The 21,194-nt window shown below is 72.0% G+C and carries 20 protein-coding genes, 1 tRNA gene and 1 riboswitch; of the genes, 11 read left to right on the top strand and 10 right to left on the bottom strand.

Features of this window, described 5'->3' with window-relative positions; all coding sequences use genetic code 11:
• Window positions 1-99: 99 nt before the first annotated feature.
• From ACQPZG_RS22370 to ACQPZG_RS22360, 3 genes are read left to right on the top strand one after another with little or no spacing between them, the layout of a single operon-like run.
• Window positions 100-1,314 (top strand): cytochrome P450, encoded by a 1,215-nt coding sequence (locus tag ACQPZG_RS22370; RefSeq protein WP_433547507.1) that lies wholly within the window; start codon window positions 100-102, stop codon window positions 1,312-1,314.
• 51 nt (window positions 1,315-1,365) lie between these two features.
• Window positions 1,366-1,689: a 2Fe-2S iron-sulfur cluster-binding protein gene (locus ACQPZG_RS22365; RefSeq protein ID WP_433547506.1), complete on the top strand. Its 324-nt coding sequence runs from the start codon at window positions 1,366-1,368 to the stop codon at window positions 1,687-1,689.
• Window positions 1,689-3,011, top strand: coding sequence for an NAD(P)/FAD-dependent oxidoreductase (locus tag ACQPZG_RS22360; protein WP_433547505.1), 1,323 nt, complete (start codon window positions 1,689-1,691; stop codon window positions 3,009-3,011). Before ACQPZG_RS22365 ends, ACQPZG_RS22360 begins: the two co-directional genes overlap by 1 nt.
• Before the next feature lie 67 nt (window positions 3,012-3,078).
• Here ACQPZG_RS22360 and ACQPZG_RS22355 read toward each other — a convergent pair whose 3' ends face one another.
• Window positions 3,079-4,296: an acyl-CoA dehydrogenase family protein gene (locus tag ACQPZG_RS22355; RefSeq protein WP_433547504.1), complete on the bottom strand. Its 1,218-nt coding sequence runs from the start codon at window positions 4,294-4,296 to the stop codon at window positions 3,079-3,081.
• The gene (locus ACQPZG_RS22350; protein WP_433547503.1) at window positions 4,293-4,766 is read right to left on the bottom strand and encodes an SRPBCC domain-containing protein; all 474 of its coding nucleotides are present in this window, start codon (window positions 4,764-4,766) and stop codon (window positions 4,293-4,295) included. Before ACQPZG_RS22350 ends, ACQPZG_RS22355 begins: the two co-directional genes overlap by 4 nt.
• 243 nt (window positions 4,767-5,009) lie before the next feature.
• Here ACQPZG_RS22350 and ACQPZG_RS22345 point away from each other — a divergent pair, with 243 nt between their 5' ends.
• Genes ACQPZG_RS22345 through ACQPZG_RS22335 form a run of 3 tightly spaced genes read left to right on the top strand, consistent with a single transcriptional unit; the run spans window position 5,010 to window position 7,443 of the window.
• Entirely contained in the window at window positions 5,010-5,810 is an 801-nt protein-coding gene (locus tag ACQPZG_RS22345) for an SDR family NAD(P)-dependent oxidoreductase (RefSeq protein ID WP_433547502.1), read from the top strand.
• Window positions 5,810-6,436 carry a flavin reductase family protein gene (locus ACQPZG_RS22340; protein ID WP_433547501.1) on the top strand — a complete coding sequence of 209 codons (627 nt, stop codon included), beginning with the start codon at window positions 5,810-5,812 and terminating at the stop codon, window positions 6,434-6,436. Before ACQPZG_RS22345 ends, ACQPZG_RS22340 begins: the two co-directional genes overlap by 1 nt.
• Window positions 6,437-6,495: 59 nt before the next feature.
• Entirely contained in the window at window positions 6,496-7,443 is a 948-nt protein-coding gene (locus ACQPZG_RS22335) for an MBL fold metallo-hydrolase (RefSeq protein ID WP_433547500.1), read from the top strand.
• A gap of 85 nt (window positions 7,444-7,528) precedes the next feature.
• Here the strand turns inward: ACQPZG_RS22335 and ACQPZG_RS22330 are convergent, their stop codons facing one another.
• The 4 genes from ACQPZG_RS22330 to ACQPZG_RS22315 form a co-directional block, all read right to left on the bottom strand.
• Window positions 7,529-7,990: a nuclear transport factor 2 family protein gene (locus tag ACQPZG_RS22330; RefSeq protein WP_433547499.1), complete on the bottom strand. Its 462-nt coding sequence runs from the start codon at window positions 7,988-7,990 to the stop codon at window positions 7,529-7,531.
• A 228-nt stretch (window positions 7,991-8,218) separates the two neighbouring features.
• On the bottom strand, window positions 8,219-8,812 hold the full coding sequence (locus ACQPZG_RS22325; protein WP_433547498.1) for a lytic polysaccharide monooxygenase auxiliary activity family 9 protein: 594 nt from the start codon (window positions 8,810-8,812) through the stop codon (window positions 8,219-8,221).
• Between the two features lie 254 nt (window positions 8,813-9,066).
• Window positions 9,067-10,128 carry an SPFH domain-containing protein gene (locus ACQPZG_RS22320; protein WP_433547497.1) on the bottom strand — a complete coding sequence of 354 codons (1,062 nt, stop codon included), beginning with the start codon at window positions 10,126-10,128 and terminating at the stop codon, window positions 9,067-9,069.
• Complete coding sequence (locus ACQPZG_RS22315) at window positions 10,125-11,393, bottom strand: peptidoglycan-binding protein (protein WP_433547496.1); 1,269 nt, start codon at window positions 11,391-11,393, stop codon at window positions 10,125-10,127. Before ACQPZG_RS22315 ends, ACQPZG_RS22320 begins: the two co-directional genes overlap by 4 nt.
• Before the next feature lie 128 nt (window positions 11,394-11,521).
• On the opposite strand from ACQPZG_RS22315, the gene ACQPZG_RS22310 reads away from it, so the two are divergent.
• From ACQPZG_RS22310 to ACQPZG_RS22300, 3 genes are all read left to right on the top strand, one after another.
• Window positions 11,522-11,595 (top strand) — tRNA-Lys (locus tag ACQPZG_RS22310).
• 439 nt (window positions 11,596-12,034) lie between these two features.
• The gene (locus tag ACQPZG_RS22305; protein ID WP_433547495.1) at window positions 12,035-14,017 is read left to right on the top strand and encodes a glycosyltransferase family 2 protein; all 1,983 of its coding nucleotides are present in this window, start codon (window positions 12,035-12,037) and stop codon (window positions 14,015-14,017) included.
• The gene (locus tag ACQPZG_RS22300) at window positions 14,014-15,957 is read left to right on the top strand and encodes a galactose oxidase-like domain-containing protein (RefSeq protein WP_433547494.1); all 1,944 of its coding nucleotides are present in this window, start codon (window positions 14,014-14,016) and stop codon (window positions 15,955-15,957) included. The genes ACQPZG_RS22305 and ACQPZG_RS22300 overlap by 4 nt, the downstream gene beginning before the upstream one ends.
• A gap of 77 nt (window positions 15,958-16,034) precedes the next feature.
• Here ACQPZG_RS22300 and ACQPZG_RS22295 read toward each other — a convergent pair whose 3' ends face one another.
• Window positions 16,035-17,054, bottom strand: a complete 1,020-nt coding sequence (locus ACQPZG_RS22295) for a glycoside hydrolase family 6 protein (RefSeq protein WP_433547493.1) — start codon at window positions 17,052-17,054, stop codon at window positions 16,035-16,037.
• Window positions 17,055-17,734: 680 nt separating this feature from the next.
• Window positions 17,735-17,853: riboswitch (cobalamin riboswitch) on the top strand.
• A 33-nt stretch (window positions 17,854-17,886) separates the two neighbouring features.
• On the opposite strand from ACQPZG_RS22295, the gene ACQPZG_RS22290 reads away from it, so the two are divergent.
• Complete coding sequence (locus ACQPZG_RS22290; RefSeq protein WP_433547492.1) at window positions 17,887-18,105, top strand: CbtB domain-containing protein; 219 nt, start codon at window positions 17,887-17,889, stop codon at window positions 18,103-18,105.
• Window positions 18,105-18,911, top strand: coding sequence for a CbtA family protein (locus ACQPZG_RS22285; protein WP_433547491.1), 807 nt, complete (start codon window positions 18,105-18,107; stop codon window positions 18,909-18,911). The genes ACQPZG_RS22290 and ACQPZG_RS22285 overlap by 1 nt, the downstream gene beginning before the upstream one ends.
• Here ACQPZG_RS22285 and ACQPZG_RS22280 read toward each other — a convergent pair.
• From ACQPZG_RS22280 to ACQPZG_RS22270, 3 genes are all read right to left on the bottom strand, one after another.
• The gene (locus ACQPZG_RS22280; protein ID WP_433547490.1) at window positions 18,866-19,552 is read right to left on the bottom strand and encodes a class F sortase; all 687 of its coding nucleotides are present in this window, start codon (window positions 19,550-19,552) and stop codon (window positions 18,866-18,868) included. The two genes, ACQPZG_RS22285 and ACQPZG_RS22280, sit on opposite strands and share 46 nt — an antisense overlap.
• A 43-nt stretch (window positions 19,553-19,595) precedes the next feature.
• A complete protein-coding gene (locus ACQPZG_RS22275) occupies window positions 19,596-20,159 on the bottom strand; it encodes a hypothetical protein (protein WP_433547489.1) in 564 nt (187 codons plus the stop codon).
• A 106-nt stretch (window positions 20,160-20,265) separates the two neighbouring features.
• Window positions 20,266-21,045, bottom strand: coding sequence for an HAD-IIA family hydrolase (locus ACQPZG_RS22270; protein ID WP_185031859.1), 780 nt, complete (start codon window positions 21,043-21,045; stop codon window positions 20,266-20,268).
• Window positions 21,046-21,194: the final 149 nt, after the last annotated feature.

Raw genomic sequence — 21,194 nt, 5'->3', positions numbered from 1 at the left:
GCACCGGTGCAGGGCCTCTTGAGCACGGCTCCAGGGGGGACTGAGGCGGCCTCGCCATAGTGCGGGCTCCGGCCGTATCCACCCGAAGGGACCCCTCACGTGAGTGCGACATCCGCCGAAGCCCCGGACGCAGCGACCTTCCCGTACAAGCGGACCTGCCCGTTCAGCCAGCCCGCCGAGTACCCGGAGATGGTCGAGAAGGACGTCTCGGAGGTCACGCTCTCCGGTTCCGGGCTGCGCATCTGGACGGTGACGGGCTACCACACCATCCGGCAGCTGCTCACGGACCCGCGGGTCAGCGCCTCCCGCAAGCACGCGAACTTCCCCTTCTACTTCATCGCCCCGCCGGAGTTCCGCACCGAGACCTCCTTCATCGGGTACGACGGCGAGGAGCACTCCCGCACCCGCCGCAAGGCGGCGCTGACCTTCACCAACCGGCAGGTGCAGCGGCTGCGTCCACGCATCGAGGAGATCGTCGACGAGTACCTGGACCGGATGCTGGCGATGACGCCGGTGGTGGACCTGCACCACGCGTTCTCGCTGCCGGTGCCGATGACCGTGATCTGCGAGCTGCTCGGCATACCGGACGACAAGCACGACTTCTTCATCAAGCACGGCACCGCCCTGCTCGGCGGCCACAGCTCGGCCGAGGAGCGGCAGGCGGCGATCGTCGAGGTCAACGCGTACGTGGACGACCTGATCCAGCTGAAGAAGCGGGAGCCGGGCGACGACCTGCTGAGCCGGGCGATGGCCGCGTACGAGGAGTCGGGCGAGGCGTACACCGACCGCGACCTGTTCAACATGGTGCGGCTGCTGATGAACGGCGGCCACGAGACGACCGCCAGCCAGATCTCCCTGGGCACCGCGTACCTGCTGGAGCACCCCGAGCTGATCGCCCGGATGAAGGCCGACCCGTCGCTGGTCAAGCCGACCGTCGAGGAACTGGTGCGCATCGCCACCATCGGCGACACGGCGGTGCCCCGGGTCGCCCTGGAGGACATCGAGATCGGCGGGCAGACCATCCGCAAGGGCGACGGCATCCTGTGCCTGGGCCTGGCCGCGAACCGGGACCCGGAGGTCTTCCCCGAGCCCGACGAGGTGATCCCCGAGCGGGGCAGCCGCAAGCACCTGGGGTTCGGGCACGGCGTGCACCACTGCATCGGTGCGGACCTGGCGCGGCTTGAGCTGGAGATCGTGTGGAGCAAGCTGTTCGACCGCATCCCCACCCTGGCCCTGGCCAAGCCCCTCCTGGAGATTCCCCGCAAGGAGGGCGCCGTCATCTACGGCCTGTGGGAACTGCCCGTCCGGTGGTGAGCCGGACGGCCCACTCCCCCGCCCCCCCGACCGGTTGAAAGGACACGACTCATGGCCAGGATCACGTACAGGAGCCAGGACGGCACCGAGACCGTCGTCGACGTGCGCCCCCCGGACTCCGTGATGCGCGGCGCGAAGCTGAACAACATCGCCGGGATCGTCGCCCAGTGCGGCGGCTCCGCCCAGTGCGGCACCTGCCACGTCTTCGTCGACGAGGCCAACACCCTGCCGCTGCCGCCGATGCACGAAGTCGAGGACGACGTGCTGTACGGCACGGCCGACCCGCGCCGCGGGACCAGCCGGCTCAGCTGCCAGCTGACGGTGTCGGAGGACATGGACGGCCTGGTGGTGCACCTGCCGAAGGCACAGCTCTGATGTCCGGGGCGGCGGGCGTCGTGGTGGTCGGCGGCGGACAGGCGGGCAGCGACGCGGTGGCCGCGCTGCGGGCCGGCGGCCTGACGGAGCCGCTCACCCTGGTCGGGGACGAACGGGAGGCCCCCTACCGCCGCCCGCCGCTCACCAAGTCCCTCCTGCGCGAGGGGACCTCCCTGCGACAGGAGACGGAGCTGCTGCCGCCCTCCTGGTACCAGGACCAGGACGTCGACCTGGTCCGCGGCGACCGGGGGCGGGAGCTGGACCTCTCGGGCAGACGGCTGGTGCTGGCGTCCGGGCGCGTGCTCGGCTACACGCGGCTGGTCCTGGCGACCGGGGCGGCGCCGGTGCGCCCGGACGTGCCGGGCGCGGACCTCGACGGCGTCCACACCGTGCGCACACTCGCGGACGCGCGTGCGCTGCGGGCGTCCTTGGAACGCCCCGGTGCGGGGCCGCTGGTCGTCGTGGGCGGCGGGTTCCTCGGGCTGGAAGTCGCGGCGTCGGCCCGGGAGGCGGGACACGAGGTCACCGTCGTGGAGGCGGCCGGCCGGGTGCTGAGCCGTGCGGTCAGCACACCGCTGGCCGGGCTCCTCGCCGCCGAGCACCTGCGGCGCGGGGTGCGGCTGCTGGTGGCCCGTACCGTACGGGCTCTGCTGCCGGGCGCGGGCGGGCGCGTCGGCGCGGTCGAACTCGCCGACGGGGCACGGCTGCCGGCCGGCACGGTGGTCGTCGCCGTCGGCGTACGGCCGCGCACCGGACTCGCCGCGCGGGCCGGGCTGGCCACCGGCTCCGGGGCCACGGACGGCATCCTGGTGGACGCCCTGCTGCGCACCTCGGACCCGGAGGTGTACGCCATCGGAGACTGCGCCCGGTTCACCGCGGCGGACGGTGCGTCCCGTCGGCTGGAGTCGGTGCAGAACGCCTCCGGGCACGCCAGGGCGGTCGCCGAGACGCTCTGCGGGCGGCCGACGCCGTACACGGAACTCCCGTGGTTCTGGTCGGACCAGTACGGCTGCCGGCTCCAGATCGCGGGCCTGGGCCAGGGGCACGACCGGGCGGTGACGGTGGGCGACGTATCCGCCGGGCGCTACACGGTGTTCTGTTTCCGGGGCGAGCGGCTGGTGGCCGCCGAGTCCGTGAACCGGCCCGCCGACCACATGATCACGAGACGGCTGCTCTCGGCGGGCGGGCCGGGACCCGGGCCGCTGGAGACGGCCGCGCCCGGCTTCGACCTGAAGGCGTGGCTGGCGCGACGCGAGGGCCGTGCCGGCCACGGCACTCCGGCGGGCGGCGGGGCACGGGACGCGCAGCCGGTCGCGGGCTGAACGAAGACGCGGGCAACGGCGAAGGGGCGGCGCACCGGTCGGTGCGCCGCCCCTTCGCTCGCGGGTGTCAGCCCTCCTTCGGTCCCAGCAGGACCGCCGCGTAACTGGACCGGGCGAACGTCTCGTACTGGAGCGCCACGTGGCTGGTCGCCGACGTCACGTCCCGCCACAGCCGCTGCACCGCCGAGGAGTCGCCGAGCCCGCCGGTGCCGGCGGCCCTGACCACCTCGTCGACGGCTTCGCGGAGCAGTTCCGTGGCGAAGGTGACGTTGCGCTCGCCGCGGGCCAGGCTCTCCGGGGAGAAGGCGCGGGCGTCCAGCACCGCGGCGTGCTCCGCCACCAGCAGCCGGGCCGCGTCGATCTTCGCGGAGGCACGCACCAGCCGCAGTTCGTTGGTCTCGGTGCGACGCCGCCCCGTGACGGTCGCGGCGCACGCGGCCAGCGCACCGGCCGCCGCGCCCAGCGCGGGAACCACGAAGGGCAGTCCCGCGACGGAGCGGAACGGCAGGTTGTGCAGCGGCAGCGGCGAGTGCGCGTTGCGCCCGGCGAGCAACTCCTGCCGGGCGAAGGACAGTTCCGCGTCCACCAGGACTCCCGCGCCCTCGACGGCCACGGTGTGGCTGCCGGTGGCGCGCATGCCGACGCTGTCCCAGGTCTCGCGGACGGTGTACGCGCCCCGGGGCAGCGCGAAGAAACGCAGTTCGGGCGGCACGCCCGGTTCGCGGGGGCCTTCGGGCACGACCGGGGCGCACAGCAGCACCCAGTCGGCGGACCGGATGCCGCTGACGTAGTTCCACTGCCCGGCCAGCCGCCAGCCGCCGGACTCGGGCACGGCCCGGCCGCCGGGCACCAGGGCGGTGGCGATCAGGGCGTCGGCCCCGTCGGCCCGCACCCGGTCCTGTCCCGCAGCCGGCAGGTGCCCGACGAAGCGGGCGGAGTAGGCGGCCAGCGAGGCGCACCAGGCGGTGGCCGCGCACCCCTCGCCGACGAGCGCCACGGCACGGTTCAGCTCGCCGAAACCGCCGCCGTGACCGCCGTGTTCGACGGGCACCAGGTGGCGGGCGAAACCGGCGTCACGGATCAGGGCGACGACCTCGTCGGCGAGCACGCCGGTACGGTCGGCGTCCGCGGCGTGCGACGCCGCAACGTCCCGCAGCCTGCGGGCCCCCGCCAGCGGCCCGAGCCCGTCCGGGTCGTCGGGGACGAGCGCGGGAGCGGACGGGGAGACGGCCGGCGCGACGGCCCGCGTCGCGTCCGGGGCCTCGGGCCGGGTCGCGGTGCTCATCCCCGCACCGCCTTCGCGAACAGCTCCAGCGTCTCCCCCGGGCTCGGCCCGTCCAGCGCCTTGAAGATCCGCTCCGCGCCGTCGCCGTGCCGGTGCAGCTGTACGTGGGCGAGCTCCACCAGGGTCCGGCCGTCGCCCGCGTCGCGGAAGTCCACCTCGATGACGCTGGCCCGCTCGTCGTCCGGCACGGGGCGCCAGTTGGCGTCGATGCGCCAGGTCATGGCGAGGCGGCGGCCCGGCTCCCACTCCAGGATGCGGCCCCAGGTCTCCTCGTTGCCCTCGACGTCCCACTCGTAGTAGCGGCCGTCGACGCCTTCCTCGAAGGCGAGCCCGGCGCGCTCCTTGCGGACCAGGACGTGGCTGGCCGGCCACCAGGCGGCCGGCTGCTGGGTGAACACCTGGAAGCAGTGCTCGGGCGTGGCCGCCACGGTCACCGACTTCCGTACGTCGGGAATCGTCAACTGGGGCACGTGGTCTCCTCGTTCGGCGCGGTCTCCTCGTACAGGCGCCCCACGCTGACCTCCGCCGCTCGCCGCCCGCTCGACGGCGGCTAGGGCCTGCCCAGGGGCGCCGGCCGGCATCCGCCCCGGTCCGCCCTAGCCGGTGTCGAGCCGTGCGCAAGGACCCCGCCGCACGGTCTCGTACACGGCCGGAGACCTCCCGGTCGCAGGGCGTCCCGGGGACGCCACCGCCGGGACCAAGGGGAGAGCACGATGACAGCAACAGACACGCAGAACCCGCGCCGGGTCGCCTTCGTCACCGGCGCCACCAGCGGCATCGGCCTCGCGGTGACGGAACTGCTGGCCCGGCAGGGCATCGCCGTCTTCGGCGTGGCCCGCAGCGGCGACGCGGTCCGCACCCTGGTCAAGCGGCTGCGCGACGAGGAGGGCCTGGAGGTCTCGGGCGCGGTGTGCGACGTCTCCTCGACCGAGGACGTCCGCTCCGCCGTCGCGGAGGCCGTCGCCACGTACGGCAGGATCGAGATCCTGGTCAACAACGCGGGCCGGGGCGGTGGCGGCCGCACCTCCGAGATCGCGGACGACCTGTGGCTCGACGTGATCAACACCAACCTCAACGGCACCTTCTACGTCACGCGCGAGGTCCTCTCCGGCGGGCTCATGCAGGACGGCGATTGGGGCCGCATCATCAACATCGCCTCCACCGGGGGCAAGCAGGGCGTGGAGCTGGCCGCCCCCTACTCGGCCTCCAAGCACGGCGTCATCGGCTTCACCAAGGCGGTCGGCAAGGAGCTCGCCAAGAGCGGCATCACGGTCAACGCGGTGTGCCCCGGCTACGTCGAGACGCCGATGGCGCAACGGGTACGCCAGGGGTACGCCGGCCACTACGGCGTACCCGAGTCGGAGATCCAGGAGCGCTTCAACGCCAAGATCCCGCTGGGCCGTTACTCGACGGCGGAGGAGGTCGCGGGCCTGGTCGGCTACCTGACCTCCGACGTCGCGGCGTCGATCACCGCGCAGGCGCTGAACGTCTGCGGCGGTCTGGGCAACTACTGATGCCCGGCCCCCTCTCCCGGGCCGCCACCGCACGCGCCCGCGCGCACACCTCCCGCTCGGACCGCGCGGAGCGGCCGGACCGGGCCACCAGGACCACCGCGCCCCGCCCCGGCGCACAGCACGTGCCACCGGGCCCCGACCCCGCCGCCTTCCGCACCGCCATGGGCTCCTTCCCGACCGGGGTGACCCTCCTGACCACCGGCCGGGGGGCGTCGACCGCCGTCATCACCCTGAACAGCCTGACCGCCGTCTCCCTGGACCCGGTCCTGCTGCTGGTCTCGGTGAAGTCCGACGGACGCATGCTTCCGCAGGTGCACGCCAACGGAGGGTTCGCGGTGAACGTACTGACCGCCGAACAGGACTCCTGGGCGACGCACTTCAGCCGCCCGGACCGCAGCAGCGGCCTCGCGGCGGTGGAGCGCCTGGGCGCGGCGACGGGCGCCGGCGGCCAGACGGTCGTGCCGTCGGCCGCCGTGCGGATCGAGTGCGCGCTGCACGCCGCACACCCGGCGGGCGACCACACCCTGCTGATCGGCCGGGTGACCGCGCTCTCCTGCGAACCCGCCCCCGAACCCTCTGCCCCCCTCGTCTTCCACCGGGGCCGCTACGCCCGCCTGGCCCCCTGAATCCGCCCCTGTGCACGTCGGGGCCCGCCCCGTTCCGACCCACCAGCGAAGGACTCCGCATGACCGCCGCCCCCGCCGCAGCACCCGCCGCCCCGGCGCAGGCCCCCATTCCCTCCTCCCTCACCCGCCTCGCGGACGGCGTCCACGCCTACCTTCAGCCCGACGGCGGCTGGTGCCTGAACAACGCGGGCCTCGTCGTGGGCCCCGACCGCACCGTCCTCGTCGACACCGCCGCCACCGAGACCCGCGCCCGCGCCCTGCGTTCCGCCGTCCGGGCGGTGGACCCGGCGGGACCCGACTACGTGGTCAACACCCACTTCCACGGCGACCACGTCTTCGGCAACGGCCTGTTCACCCCGCACGCCACCGTGATCTCCCACGCGGGCACCCGCGAGGAGACCGCCGAGGCGGGGCCGGGGCTGCGCCGCCTGTGGCCGGACGTGGAGTGGGGCGACCCGCCGGAGGCGCTGGCGTCGCTGACCTTCCGCGACCGGCTCACCGTGCACACCGGCGGTCCGCGGGTCGAGCTGCTGCACGTGGGCCCCGCGCACACCGCGAACGACGTGATCGTCTGGGTGCCGGACGCGTCCGTGCTGTTCACCGGGGACGTGGTGTGGTCGGGCGTCACCCCGTTCGTGCTGATGGGCTCGATCTCCGGGTCGTTGCTGGCCCTGGACCGGATGCGGGCCCTGGGACCCCGCACGGTCGTCCCCGGCCACGGCCCGGTCGGCGGCAGGGAACTGCTGGACGCCACCGAGGGGTATCTGCGCTTCCTCCAGAGGACCGCCGAGCGTGGCGTGCGCGACGGCCTGACCCCGCTGGAGGCCGCGGGGAAGGCCGACCTCGGACCGTACGGGAGCTGGCTGGACCCCGAGCGACTGGTCGGCAACCTGCACCGCGCCTATGCGGAGGCCGGGGGCGGCCGGCCCGGGGAACGTCTGGACGTCGCGGGCCCGTTCGCGGAGATGTGCGCGTACCACGGCGGCCTGCCCGCCTGCCGCGCGTGAGTGCGCGTACCGGCACGCCAGGTACCGGTACACAGGGAGGGGCCCCGGACGCGCGTCCGGGGCCCCTCCCTGTGTACCGCGCGGGTCAGACGGCCGCCGGCTCGTCCCGGTGGATGACCCGCTCCCGGGTGAGCAGCCTTCCGTCCCTGCGCACCAGTTCGTCCTCGACGGTGAACGTCGGCTGGAAGGACACCTTGCCCTCGGCGTCGGTCAGCGTGACCAGCGTGTAGTACGACACCCGCACCGTGTCCGGGTCGTCGGCGTCGACGTCGATGATCAGGTGGTCGAACCAGTGGCGCACCGCGACGCCCCGGTAACGCGGCAGGTTGGCGCGCATGCCCGCGACCATCTCGGCGCGCCCCGACTGGCGCTGACCGCCCGCGTGCACCACGCAGCCGTCCTCGGTGAAGGTATCGGCGAAGCCCTCGATGTCCAGGGCGTCCACCCGGCGCATCTGCCGGGCGTAGAAGGTCTGCACCTCCGCGTAGAGATCCCCGGTGACCCGGCTGCCGGCTGCCCCGGCCACCTCTGCGACGGTCTCTGTCATGACGCTGACTCCCCTCGGCTGCGTGCGTGCGCACGGTGTGGCGCCCACGCTGCCGACCGCGGCTCCAGCACCGGTGGAGCGGGGGTCGGCCCGCACCGGCCGGGGGCCGGGCGCCCGGAACCGGGTACGCGGAGGACCTTGTACCCGGCTCCGGACGCCCGGAGCCGCTCTTGCCGCAACGCTCTCTCGGAACCTCTTCCGCAGAATCGATTCCTCAGACCCGTGCGGTCAGAACTGCACGTCCGAGCACGCGTAGAACGCGTTGGCCGTGTCGTGCACGTTCCACACCGCCAGCACGAGGTGCTTTCCGGACTTTCCGCCGGGGATCGTTCCCTGGTGGGTCAGCGTCGCCGGCGGCTGCTGGCCGCCGAACGGCACGTTCAGGAACGGCTGCGGGTCGAGCGCGGCCCGGGTGAGCGGCTTGGACGGGTCCCAGCCCTGCTTGGTGATGTAGTACCGGAAATCGCTCGTACGGTGGCGGGCGGTGAACTGCCAGCGGAACGAGTAGCTCTGGCCCGCGCTCACCTTGGTGGCCGGCCAGTTGCCGCCGCGCGGGTCGTCCAGCTGCGCGAACGGCCCGTTGCCGCCGGCACAGATACGTCCGTCGGCGGGCCCGGAGGCGGGGAATCCCTTCGGGCCCTCGACGCTCTGCGGCTCCCACTGGATGTTTCCGCAGCCGGTGACGGTGCCGTTGGCGCACAGCTTCTGCCGGCTGATCGGGGAATCGGTGTAGCCGTGGCTGCTGGCACTGCCGGTGGCGAGCACGGTGGTGGCCGCCACCGCCAGCCCGAGGACGGCAGCGCTCATTGCCTTTTTTCGCATGGCTTCGCTCCAGAGAACGTGGGGGGGATCTTTCGATCTGTGAGCTGTGCTGCACGCGCGCGTGGGGAAGTACAGGGGATGTCGGTCTAGACCAACTCCCAATGTATGGACGCCGATTGAACATGTCCAGACCAATGTCCCACGCAATGGAGAGTGCCCGGAATCCGGACACGGGCACCCGCCGCGCCCCGCACCGCCGCACCGGCCACCTCCGCCGGTCCGGCGCCCCGCCGCCGCGCGCCCCCCGCCCGGGGTCACGCTCCGCCGAGGTACGCCACCGTCAGCTCCCGCACCAGGGCCTTGCGCTCGTAGTCGTCCAGTTCTCCCGTCAGCCCCCGGGCCGCCAGCCGCGTCACCGTGTCCTCGACCGCGTCCACCACGGAGGCCAGCACCTTCTCCCGCGCGCCGGCGTCCAGCGCGGCGATCCGGCGCCGCCGCATCGCCTCGGCGACCTCGGGCGCGTACTCGGTGCGCACCGGCTGCACCGAGTACACCTCGATGCCCGCCCGAGCCGTCCGCGCCGCGATCCTGCGGGTCAGCATGTCGCCGACGGTCGCCGCGTCCCGTACCGCGTCGGGCGGCACCTGCGCGAGCACCCGGGCGAGCTCCGCCTCCACCTGGCCCCGCAGGTGCCCCTCGTGGTCGGCCACCGCGAACGACGCCCGCGCGGTGTCCGCGACCCGCCACACCACGAGGACCACCACCCGCAGGGGGATCCCGTTGCGGTCCACGGCGGGCAGCGGTTCGCTCCGCCAGTGCTTCAGCCGCACGTCCACCCGGCGTCGCCCTTGCCACGGGCTCAGCCACACCAGGCCGGTCCGCCGTACGCTCCCCCGGTACGCCCCGAACCCGACCAGCACCGACGCGTACCCCTCGCGCCCACGCGTCAGCCCGCCGAACGCGCACAGCACGGCCGAAGCCAGCACCGCGAGCACGCCCCAGTCCGCCACCCCCAGTCCGTCGTACGTCCGAAAGGGCAGCCACGGCCGCCCCCGCAGCGGTCCCGGCAGCACCCCCGCCCGCCCCAGCACCGCCCCGCACCCGGCGAGCGCGCCGAGTCCGACGGCCACCGCCGCCCACCCGGCGCGCACGGCCCCGGGCCGCTCGACGGGGCCCGCCGCCTCCCGGTGCACGGCGGCGGGCGGCTCCTGCACCGCCCGCTCCGTCACCTTCGGCTGCTCGCCCGTCCCCCGTCGCCGCGCCACCACGGTCGTCCCGGACGGCACGGACGAAGCCCCGGCTCCGGCCTCGTCGCGGAACAGCAGGTGCACGGGGATCTCCGTCGTCGACGCGCTGCCGATCACCGGATCCCTCATCGCCGCACCCCGTCCCCGGTCGTCGCGAACAGCCGCCGCCACGTCTCCGGCCCCGGATATCCGTCGGCCGCCGCGCCCCGCCAGCCCTGCGCCCGCTGGAACTCCTCCACGTTGCGCCGGTCCGCCTCGCTCCAGCGCGGACCCGGTCCGACCTTGTAGTGCTTGCCGAATCCCCGGCTCACCAGCTGCTTGCCGAGCCTCTCCACGTGCGGCCCCGCCTGCCCCGGCCGGAAGTGCTGCGCCCCCGGGAACGCGGGCGCCCCGGTCGCGCCCTGCGGTGCGGTGCCCTCGACCAGGCCCTTGTAGCGGTAGGCCAGGTAGCGGTCCGCGTTGCTCCAGTAACCCAGCGGGGTCGCCTGCTTGCGGGTGGTGGGGCGGGTCTGCTCGTACGCGACGTAGTGGCCGCGCGTGTAGTCCGTCCAGCCCCCGAAGATCGTCACGTGCGAGCCGTTGTGCGGGTCGGCGGTGTTGTGGAAGAGGAGGATGTCGCCGGGCTGGAGCCGGTCGCGCGGCACCTGCACGCCGAACTCGGCGAGGCTCCCCGTCCACTCGTTGCCGGCCAGGCCCCAGGCCATCGAGACGTAGCCCGAGCAGTCCTGCCGGTAGCCGTCGCTCCAGTACTTGTCCATGCTGTACGGGACCTTCGCCGTGACCCAGGTCTGGGCCCGCTTCACGATGTCCGCCCTGGTGGCGGGCTTGAGCTTCGGTGCCGCCGCCACGCCGGGGGGACCCACGGTCCCGGTTGCCCCGGAGCCCGGAGCGGAGGAGGCACGGCCGTACAGAGGGGCGGCCCGGCCCTGCGGGGTGGGCGCGTCCCCGTCGGCACGGTCCTCCCGTACCCGGCCTGCCTCCCCTCCCCTGCCCGCCTCCCGCGCCCGGCCCGCCCCGCGCGCCCGGTCGCCCTCCGCCGCGTCGGCTCGGTCCCCCCGCACCCGGACACCGCTCTCCCGTACCTCGCCCCGCCCCTGCCCGGTCCCGCCGCGGGCGTTGCGGGCCCCGCCGTGCCCCTCGACCGGCGCCTTTGCGGTCTGCTCCGGCCCGTGGTGCGCGGCGGGGCCGTCGTGGTCCCCGGCCGTGGCGACTCCGCCGCCGCCCAGCACCACCCCGGCGGCGGTGACCAGGACCCACGCCCGTCGCGCGCCGCGCGCCGCGGGGTGAGCCCCGTCACGTACCGGAAGGGCTCTCGTCCTGCAGGTGCGGCGCCGGTCGGCACATCCGGCGCAGGGACAGTCGGCACCGGGCTGAATCTCCTCGAACTGGATCACCGCCCCAGTGTCCCAACTGCCCGGACATAACGCATCTTGACGGTACGAAATATAACCAAACGGGCATGACGGGCGGTCGCTGGTTCAAACCACTCCCGGACATCCGGTAGAGTTCTCCGAGTCAGCAGGCGCCGCTAGCTCAGTTGGTTAGAGCAGCTGACTCTTAATCAGCGGGTCCGGGGTTCGAGTCCCTGGCGGCGCACGCGCAACCGAGACCCTTCCACCACCGGTGGAAGGGTCTCGGTCGTTCCCAGGTCGTCCCACGGGTCCGGGCCCTCCCCGGAACCGCCCGGGGCACCCGGCAGCCTGCGATCGTCGACCCTTGCGATCATATGGCGAGTCGGGGAACCTATCCTGGAGCCAGTGGCTCCAATGGGGCGGGCGGTTCGAAGAGTTGAGGCTCGGAAAGCCGACGGGGAGACGGCCGGGCCGACAGGGTGCGCACCGCACCCCATGCGGGTGGGGGCCCCTTTCACGCACGGATGTCGGGACGGGCATCATGCAACCGGAAGGTTGTCGTCCTGTGTCTGTGCTGATGGCGGCCCGATCAAAGTTGCGTTCGAGACGGTCGAGGGGGACCGCCAGCGAGCGATTAGACCTACGAACTCACGCAGCCAGCTTTGCGTGCGGGGGGATGACTCATGACGTCGACGCCGAGCGGCGCCGGGCAGTACCACGACCCAACCCACGACCCCACCCAGACGACGCAGCTGCGGGTCCCCCCGCAGATGGCGTCGGAGGGTCCGGGCCGCCGACAGCAGAAGGCGCTGCCGAGGTACGACTACGAGCACTACAGCCGGCTGGCCGGCCCGCTGACCCAGCCGGACCCCGCGAAGCCCTACAAGGTCCAGTACCGGTCGCTGATCTCCCAGGAACCGCACCGCATCCGGGCGGCCCTGCTGCTCGGCGCGGCCCCGGTGCTCTCGCTGGCGCTGTTCATCTGGCTCATGCAGCCGGCCCACTGGACCGACCGCGACCCGAACCTCCAGGACGACCTCCTGCGCGCGCTCGACGTCGTGATGCTCGTCTCCATCGGTCTGATCGAGCTGTTCCGCACCATGAACGTGCTCTCCAACGCGCACGCCACCCTGGTCGCCCGCGACCCGATCCCGGTGGTGCCCGAGACCGGCACCAGGGTCGCCTTCATGACCTCCTTCGTGCCCGGCAAGGAGCCGCTGGAGATGGTCACCAAGACCCTGGAGGCGGCGGTCAAGATCCGCCACCGGGGCCTGCTGCACATCTGGCTGCTCGACGAGGGCGACGACCCGGCCGTGAAGGCGGTCTGCGAGCGCCTGGGCGTGCACCACTTCTCCCGCAAGGGCATCGCGAAGTGGAACCAGGCCAAGGGCCCGCACCGCGCGAAGACCAAGCACGGCAACTACAACGCGTGGCTGGACGCCCACGGCGACGACTACGACTACTTCGCCTCGGTCGACACCGACCACATCCCGCTCCCGAACTACCTGGAGCGGATGCTCGGCTACTTCCGCGACCCGGACGTCGGCTTCGTCATCGGCCCGCAGGTCTACGGCAACTACGACACCTTCGTCACGAAGGCCGCCGAGTCGCAGCAGTTCCTCTTCCACGCCCTGATCCAGCGCGCGGGCAACCGCTACGGCGCCCCGATGTTCGTCGGCACCTCCAACGCGGTCCGCATCAGCGCCCTGAAGCAGATCGGCGGCCTGTACGACTCGATCACCGAGGACATGGCGACGGGCTTCGAGATCCACCGCGCCAAGAACCCGGCCACGGGCAAGAAGTGGCGCTCGGTCTACACGCCGGACGTGCTGGCCGTCGGCGAGGGCCCCACCGCCTGGACCGACTTCTTCACCCAGCAGCTCCGCTGGTCGCGCGGCACCTACGAGACGATCCTCAAGCAGTACTGGAAGGGCTGGGGCACGCTGCCCCCCGGCAAGCTCTTCAACTACACGATGATGATCATCTTCTACCCGATGTCCGCCATGAACTGGATCCTGGCCGCGCTCTCCTGCGCGCTGTTCCTGGGCATGGGCGCCTCGGGTGTCCAGATCGACCCGGTCATCTGGATGATGCTGTACGGCAACGCCTCCGCGCTCCAGATCGGCCTCTACATCTGGAACCGCCGCCACAACGTCTCCCCGCACGAGCCCGAGGGCTCCGGCGGTCTGGCCGGCATGGCGATGTCCGCACTGTCCGCGCCGATCTACGCGCGCTCACTGATGGACGCCGTACTGCGCCGCAAGTCCAGCTTCGTCGTGACGCCGAAGGGCGACTCGTCCAGCCCGGACACGCTCTTCGGGACCTTCCGGATCCACCTGTTCTTCATCGTGGTCTTCGGCGCGTCCATCACGGTCTCGTTCTTCCTCGGCCACTCGCACCCCGCGATGGTCGTCTGGGCGACGCTCGCCCTGCTGATCACGGCGGCGCCGATCATCGCCTGGCGCCTGGGCATGCGCGACGAGAAGAAGAACGGCAAGCCGGCCCCGCAGCAGGGGCCCGGTTCCGCGGGCGACGGCCCCGAGTACGACGAGCAGGCCGGCCACCCCGGGCAGTACGCCGGGGACCACTCCCCGCAGGCGAGGCCGAGCTGGGCCCCGGCCGACCAGACCATGCAGATTTCATCCCTTGGGGGACGTAAGAAATGAGTTTCCGTCTGAGCCGCCGGGCCCGACGACTGTCGATCACGGGCGCGGTGGTGGTTGCTCTGGCGGCGTTCAACGGGCCTTGGCTGTACCGCTTCGGTACGGAGCAGTACCACGAGTACAAGATCAACCGGCCCGAGTACAAGGCAGAGAACGGCCACTGGGACTTCCTGAACGTCCCCTCCCAATACAAGATCAACACTATTCACCAGGCCCTGCTGCACACCGGCAAGGTCCTGATGATCGCGGGCTCCGGCAACAACCAGAAGAATTTCGACGCCGGCAAGTTCGAGTCGATCCTCTGGGACCCGAAGACCAACGACTACAAGCTGATCCCGACGCCGAAGGACATGTTCTGCTCGGGTCACACGCAGCTGGCCGACGGCAAGCTGCTGGTCGCGGGCGGCACCAAGCGGTACGAGAAGCTGGAGGGTGACGTCACCAAGGCCGGCGGCCTGATGGTGGTGCACAACGAGAACCCGGACAAGCCGATAACCCTGCCCGCGGGCACGGTCTTCAAGGGCAAGAAGAACGGCAAGACGTACGTCTCCAAGGACCCGGTCCTGGTGGAGAAGGCCAAGAAGGTCTTCGCCACGACCGGTCCCAACAAGGGCCGGTTCCTGCGCACCGAGGCGGGCCTGGGCCGCATCTACGTCGAGGCCAAGGAGTCCGGCAAGCAGTACGAGTCGGGCGCCCAGGACAACTACGCCATCCCGGCGTTGACCGGCGCCGACGCCCGCAACACGTACGGCGTCGCCGAGAAGCTCGCCCTGGACAAGAAGGACTTCCAGGGCATCCGGGAGGCGTACGAGTTCGACCCGGTGGCGGAGAAGTACATCACCGTCGACCCGATGAACGAGGCCCGCTGGTACCCGTCGCTGACCACGCTCAAGGACGGCAAGGTCCTGGCGACGTCCGGTCTCGACGACATCGGCCAGATCGTCCCGGGCAAGGACGAGATCTACGACCCGAAGAAGAAGACCTGGAAGTACACGGGCTTCGAGCGGCGGCTGCCGACGTACCCGTCGCTGTTCACGCTGAACAGCGGCAAGCTCTTCTACTCCGGCTCCAACGCCGGTTACGGACCGGCCGACGTCGGCCGCGACCCCGGCATCTGGGACCTGAAGGACAACAGCTTCAAGAAGATCCCGGGCATGAGCGACCCGGACCAGCTGGAGACCTCGGCGACGGTCATGCTGCCGCCCGCCCAGGAGCAGAAGTTCCTGGTCATCGGCGGCGGTGGGGTCGGCGAGTCGGAGAAGGCGACGGAGAAGACCCGCCTCGTCGACACCAAGCTCCCCAACCCGGTCTTCAAGGACGGTCCCTCGCTCGACAAGGGCACCCGCTACCCGAGCGCCTCGCTGCTGCCGGACGACTCCGTCCTGGTCAGCGGCGGTTCCGAGGACTACCGGGGCCGCAGCGACTCCAACATCCTGGAGGCGCGCAAGTACGACCCGAAGACGAACACCTTCAAGCGGCTCGCCGACCCGAACGTGGGACGCAACTACCACTCGGGCACGGTGCTGCTGCCGGACGGACGGGTGCTGAGCGCCGGTTCCGACTCGCTGTACGCGGACAAGGCCAACACCCGGCCGGGCGTCTTCGAGCAGCGGATCGAGATCTACACCCCGCCGTACCTCTACCGCGACTCCCGGCCCAAGCTCGTCGACGGGCCGAAGAAGATCGCCCGGGGCGACTCGGGCACGTTCAAGTCGCAGCAGGCCTCGTCGATCAGGACGGCGCGGCTGATGCGGCCGAGCGCGGTGACGCACATGACGGACATGGACCAGCGCAGCATCGCGCTGGACCTGAAGAAGACGGCCGACGGCATCACGGTCACCGTCCCGGAGAACCAGGCGCTGGTCCCCTCCGGTTACTACATGCTCTTCGTGACGGACGACCAGGGGACGCCTTCCGAGGCGGTCTGGGTCGAGGTTCCGTAAGGGTCTCGCGTACGGCATGAGTAAGGGGCGCCCTCCTGGAGGGCGCCCCTTACTCATGCCATGACGTGTGCCGGGATCTACTGCGCGTTCTTCGCCAGCTCCAGCGCGTACTCCGCGAACCACTCGCCGGCCTTGGGCTGGCCCTTGTTGCAGTCGCCGTCGGACTCACCGGGGCGCTTGATCCACAACAGGGCGTGCACCTGGGGGTCGTCGGTCCTGGTGGTGGGCGGCTCGCCGAGGGCGCGGCCGGGCGGGTTGCACCAGCGCATGTCGGCCGGGCCTTCCTTCCAGGGACCGTTGCCGTTGCGGCTGGTGTCGATGACGAAGGGCTTGTTGCCGACCTTCGCGGAGAGTTCCTTGCCGTACTTCTTGCTGTCCTCGGTGGAGTAGAAGTTGGAGACGTTCACCGAGAAGCCGTCCGCCTGGTCGACTCCCGACCGCTTCAGGGGCTCGAAGATCTGGTCCGTCCGGCCCCAGCCCGCGTTGCCCGCGTCCAGGTAGACCTTGGTCGCCGGCTGCTGCTTCAGCGTCTTGATGGCGCCCTTGAGGAGGTCGTAGCGCTCCTCGTGGAACTTGGTCGGCGTGCACTTGTCGACCAGGTGCAGCACCGCGTCCGGCTCCAGGATGACCGTGGCCGGGCGGTCGCCGATGCCCTCGGCGACCTGCTGGATGAAGGCGCGGTAGGCGTTGCCGTCGGCGGCGCCGCCGGAGGAGAACTGGCCGCAGTCGCGGTGCGGGATGTTGTAGACGACCAGCAGCGCCTCGCGGTCCGCCTTGGCGGCGGCCTCGGTGAAGCTCCGGCTCTGCTCCTTGGCGTTCTCCGGGACGATCCACTCACCGGCCGGCTGCTGGGCGATCTTCTTGATCAGCTCCTGCTGCGCGCCGTCCGCCGCCGCGAGTGCCTTGGCGGCCTTGGCCTGCGGGTTGACCCAGTACGGGTCGTTCTCCTTGGGCTGCTGGGCGATCGGCGGGTTGCTCTCCGCGCCTCCGCCGGAGCCGTCCCCGCCGCCGTCCGACGTGCAGCCCGACAGCAGCAGCGCGGCCCCCACCGCGACCGCTCCCAGCGCACGCACACGTCCCCTGTCACTGCCGTACATCGACTCCCCCTTGGGCGCCTTGCCGAAGACCAGCCGTCGTGGCCGTCCCGAATGAAATGAGAAATTCGAGGCAGCCCCCCAGGCGCCCCTGCCCGGACACAACCGGTCGAATCCATCCTGACACACGCAGCCCCGGCCACCGCAGGCACGCCCGCACTCGTCGCGAAGCCGTTGCACCGCGTACAACCTGCCCATTCGTCGGCCGGAAGCCGGGACGGGCGGGCTCTGCCGGTCACCGCCGCGGGACGTGCGGCACGGGCCCGGGACCCGTCGCGGGTCCTGTCGCGAAGAGCGGCAGCGGGGACAGGCGGGGCGGCGGATGCCTCCCGGTCATCGGCGGGGCGGAGGGCCCCAGGGGTCCGCGGCGGAGCACGCGGCGCGACGTCGCGGTGACTTGGCGTCAGATGCCCTCTGGAGAACGGGGCTTGTCGCCTTTACAGTGTTCTTGCGGCCCCAGCCCCCGGCCCGCGGTACCGAGTACTCTCCAGAACCTCCCGCACGGACGCCGGGCTTCTCCCGCAGTCCGAGCGCGTGCGGTCGAGGACCAGCCCGGTCGGCGGCTCCGGGGGGAGCGAGCGGCCGACCGGGCCAGGTTCCCCCGGGCGCCCCTCGTCCCGCGTCCGCCGCACGGGACGGCCATTGACAGTGTGTGATCAAGCTGGGACTCTCCCGGTGACAACTTCACACCGCGAGGCGACGGTGAACAGGAACTCCGGTGCGATTCCGGGACGGTCCCGCCACTGTGACCACACCCTCCACGGTGTGGAAGTCAGGAACTGACCGTCGTCCTCCTCTTCGACGGGGCGTGGAAACCCCAGAAGGAGGCAACGACATGTCTTCCCATGCCGACCGGCACACGACGGCGTCGCCGTCCGCCGCCGCGACGAACCACAGCCGTGACGTGCTGATCCTGGCCGCCGCGGCGCTCGTCGCCCTCGTCGCGCTGTACGCCGTGTTCCTGGACAACGGCCACATCGTCGCCGCGACCGGCGACTACCTGCACGAGTTCTCGCACGACGGCCGGCACCTCTTCGGTGCCCCGTGCCACTGATGGGGGCCGTCACCACCATGAGCGAGGCGACCTCTCCCCTGCCCCTGCTCGGCCGCGCCGTCGCGGCGGGCGGTGCGGCCGGTCTCGCCACCGGCCTGTTCTCCCTGCTCCTCGCCGAACCCCTGATGGACCGGGCGATCGTCCTGGAAGAGGCGCGCTCGGCGGCCGAGGAGCACGGGGCCGCGGCCGACGCGGTGGCCCACCACGAGGAACTCTTCTCCCGCTCCGCCCAGCACTTCGGGCTCGTCGTCACCGCGGTGATCGCCGGTCTCGCGCTCGGCGTCCTGTTCGCGGTGGCGTACGCCCTGGTCCACCGGCGCACCGGCTACCTCGTGCGGGCGTGGCCGCGTGCGCTTGCGTTCTGTGCGGCGGCGTTCGTCGCCGTCTCGCTGCTGCCCGCGCTGCGGTATCCGGCGGCGCCGCCCGGTGTCGGCGACGCGGCGACCGTCGCGAACCGGCAGTCGCTGTGGCTGGCCGCCGTCGTCATCGGCGTCCTGGGCATGCTGCTGGCCCGGCAGGTGTACGTACGGCTGGCCGGGCGGCCTGATCCGGTGCGGCACGGCGCGGTGTTCCTGACCGGAACGGCGACACTGGCGGTGCTGTTCCTGCTGCCGGGCAACCCGGACGAGGTCCCCGTGCCGGCGACCCTGTTGTGGGACTTCCGGGTGGTGTCGCTGGGCTCGCACCTGCTGCTGTGGGTCGTCTTCGCGGCGGTGTTCGGCGGGCTCGGGCTGCGGGCCGCGCGCCGCTCGGGCGCGGTTCAGGACCTGGCGGTCGGCGGGCTTCCCGTGGCGCCCGTCAGATAGGCGGAGACGACGACGTTGGCCGTGTAGGCGCGGGCTTCGTGGTCGTACGTGCCGCCGCAGGTGATCAGTCGCAGTTCGGCGCGGCCGGCCTCTCGTGGGCCGTACACCTTCTTCGCGTCGAACTTGTCTCGGCTGTAGACCTGCACGTCGTCGATGGTGAACTCGGTGACGGAGCCGTCCGTCCCGGTGATCCGGATCCGTTCGCCGGGCCGGGCGGAACTCAGTCCGTAGAAGACCGCGGGTTTGCTGCGGGTGTCGACGTGCCCGACGAGCAGGGCGACGCCGCCGGCTCCGGGGCGGGCCCCGTGGCGGTACCAGCCGACGGTCTTCGGCTGTTCGTAGGGCGGCGGGTCGACGGCGCCGAAGCTGTCGAGGCCGCGCGGGCTGACGGGCGCCGCGACGCCGAGCGAGGGCACTTCGACCCGTCGGGGCCTGGCGCCCGCGACCGGGTCGTGCGCGTCGGGCAGTTCGACCTGCAGCAGTGGGCGTCCCACCGCGGCCACGTCCCCGGTGGTCGGTGCGGCACTGCCGCCCGGCCCGTCGGTTATCTCGCGGCCCCACAGCCACAGTCCGAGGAGCAGCACCGCCCAGGCGATGCCGGTGAGCATCCGGCCCCTGCCGGACGCGTGGTCGGCGCTCATCCGCGCTCCTCCTGCCGTTGGTCCCTCGGTCGTGTGGCGGTCGTCAGTGCGTGGTGCCCCGGCGTTTGCGCACGGACCGTCCGGCGATGGCGACCGCCGCGACGCCCGCGAGGCCGAGGCCGATGAGGGTGTACGGGGTGCCGGGGCCCTCGGTGTCCGCGGCCAGCGCCGCGGTGCCGCCGCCGCCCGCGCGGACGGGGGCGGTGGGCTCGACCCGGTGGTGGACGACGGTGACGTTGCCGTCGGCGCTGCCGGAGCCGTCCTCGCACTTGACGTGGATGCCGTAGTCGCGGCCCTCGGCGTCGGAGCGGATGCGGGCCTCGGCGAACATGACGCCGTCGGCGGCCGGGTGGAAGTGCGCCGGCGAGGAGAACGCCTCCGAGTGGCCGATGGCCTTCTTGCCGCCGCAGATGCCGATGCGCAGATCCACCTCCCCGCCGGCCGCGATGGTGGACGGGGTGACGGTGACGCTGCCGTGGGATTCTTCGTTGTCCGTGACGGCGCCCGGCGCGAGTGCGGCCGGTGCGAGGGCGAGGGCGGTGGGCGCGGGGGCGATTACCGCCGCGAGCACCACTCCCGCACACAGAGTGAGCTGTGCTGAGCGCATTGTGAACCTCCTGGTACTTCCGAAGATTCACCGGCGCGGCCGTTTTCGCATCCGCAGGGGCCCGTGACTGCGCCGTACGGGCCCCCGCGGCGGTGTTGCGGGCGGTTCAGATGCGGTCGACCAGGTCCGCGATGGAGTCGACGACCGACGAGGGCCGGAACGGGTACCGGTCGATGTCGTCCTTGCCGGTGAGTCCGGTGAGCACGAGGAACGTCTCCATGCCCGCCTCAAGACCGGCCAGCACGTCGGTGTCCATCCGGTCGCCGATCATGGCGCTGGACTCGGAGTGCGCACCGATCGCGTTGAGGCCGGTGCGCATCATCAGCGGGTTGGGCTTGCCCGCGAAGTACGGGTCCTTGCCGGTCGCCTTGGTGATCAGGGCGGCCACCGCGCCGGTCGCGGGCAGCGGGCCCTCGGCGGAGGGGCCGGTCTCGTCGGGGTTGGTGCAGATGAAGCGGGCGCCGCCGTTGATCAGGCGGATCGCCTTGGTGAGGGACTCGAAGCTGTACGTGCGGGTCTCGCCGAGGACCACGTAGTCGGGCTCGTGGTCGGTGAGGACGTACCCGATGTCGTGCAGCGCGGTGGTGAGCCCGGCCTCGCCGATGACGTACGCGGTGCCGCCGGGGCGCTGGTCGTCCAGGAATCGGGCGGTGGCGAGGGCCGAGGTCCAGATGTTCTCGACCGGCACGTCCAGGCCCATCCTGCGCAGGCGTGCGTGCAGGTCGCGGGCGGTGTAGATGGAGTTGTTGGTCAGCACCAGGAAGGGCTTCTCCGTGTCGCGGAGCTTCCTGATGAAGGCGTCGGCGCCGGGGATCGGAACGCCCTCGTGGATGAGGACTCCGTCCATGTCGGTGAGCCAGGATTCGATCGGCTTGCGCTCTGCCATCTGGTGGGACTCCCGCCGTACGTACACATGCAGCCAAAGGGGGCGCGCACGACCTTGTGCGCGCCCCCAGCCTAGTCTCCGGCGGTGCGGACGACGGCGTCGCGCGTCCGGTGCCGGGTGTGGTGACCGGGGCGGCGACAGCGGCGGGG

Source organism: Streptomyces sp. CA-294286, assembly GCF_050947155.1.
Classification (GTDB): Bacteria; Actinomycetota; Actinomycetes; order Streptomycetales; family Streptomycetaceae; genus Streptomyces.
This window is presented reverse-complemented; position numbering and strand designations above follow the sequence as displayed.

Bases quoted from the DNA above. Each gene is read 5' to 3' on its own strand.
- ACQPZG_RS22325 (WP_433547498.1), bottom strand. From the start codon at position 8,812: ATGCGAAAAAAGGCAATGAGCGCTGCCGTCCTCGGGCTGGCGGTGGCG.
- ACQPZG_RS22295 (WP_433547493.1), bottom strand. From the start codon at position 17,054: ATGTACGGCAGTGACAGGGGACGTGTGCGTGCGCTGGGAGCGGTCGCG.
- ACQPZG_RS22330 (WP_433547499.1), bottom strand. From the start codon at position 7,990: ATGACAGAGACCGTCGCAGAGGTGGCCGGGGCAGCCGGCAGCCGGGTC.
- ACQPZG_RS22360 (WP_433547505.1), top strand. From the start codon at position 1,689: ATGTCCGGGGCGGCGGGCGTCGTGGTGGTCGGCGGCGGACAGGCGGGC.
- ACQPZG_RS22365 (WP_433547506.1), top strand. From the start codon at position 1,366: ATGGCCAGGATCACGTACAGGAGCCAGGACGGCACCGAGACCGTCGTC.
- ACQPZG_RS22340 (WP_433547501.1), top strand. From the start codon at position 5,810: ATGCCCGGCCCCCTCTCCCGGGCCGCCACCGCACGCGCCCGCGCGCAC.
- ACQPZG_RS22280 (WP_433547490.1), bottom strand. From the start codon at position 19,552: ATGAGCGCCGACCACGCGTCCGGCAGGGGCCGGATGCTCACCGGCATC.
- ACQPZG_RS22290 (WP_433547492.1), top strand. From the start codon at position 17,887: ATGTCTTCCCATGCCGACCGGCACACGACGGCGTCGCCGTCCGCCGCC.
- ACQPZG_RS22285 (WP_433547491.1), top strand. From the start codon at position 18,105: ATGGGGGCCGTCACCACCATGAGCGAGGCGACCTCTCCCCTGCCCCTG.
- ACQPZG_RS22320 (WP_433547497.1), bottom strand. From the start codon at position 10,128: ATGAGGGATCCGGTGATCGGCAGCGCGTCGACGACGGAGATCCCCGTG.
- ACQPZG_RS22300 (WP_433547494.1), top strand. From the start codon at position 14,014: ATGAGTTTCCGTCTGAGCCGCCGGGCCCGACGACTGTCGATCACGGGC.
- ACQPZG_RS22355 (WP_433547504.1), bottom strand. From the start codon at position 4,296: ATGAGCACCGCGACCCGGCCCGAGGCCCCGGACGCGACGCGGGCCGTC.
- ACQPZG_RS22305 (WP_433547495.1), top strand. From the start codon at position 12,035: ATGACGTCGACGCCGAGCGGCGCCGGGCAGTACCACGACCCAACCCAC.
- ACQPZG_RS22270 (WP_185031859.1), bottom strand. From the start codon at position 21,045: ATGGCAGAGCGCAAGCCGATCGAATCCTGGCTCACCGACATGGACGGA.
- ACQPZG_RS22335 (WP_433547500.1), top strand. From the start codon at position 6,496: ATGACCGCCGCCCCCGCCGCAGCACCCGCCGCCCCGGCGCAGGCCCCC.
- ACQPZG_RS22275 (WP_433547489.1), bottom strand. From the start codon at position 20,159: ATGCGCTCAGCACAGCTCACTCTGTGTGCGGGAGTGGTGCTCGCGGCG.
- ACQPZG_RS22345 (WP_433547502.1), top strand. From the start codon at position 5,010: ATGACAGCAACAGACACGCAGAACCCGCGCCGGGTCGCCTTCGTCACC.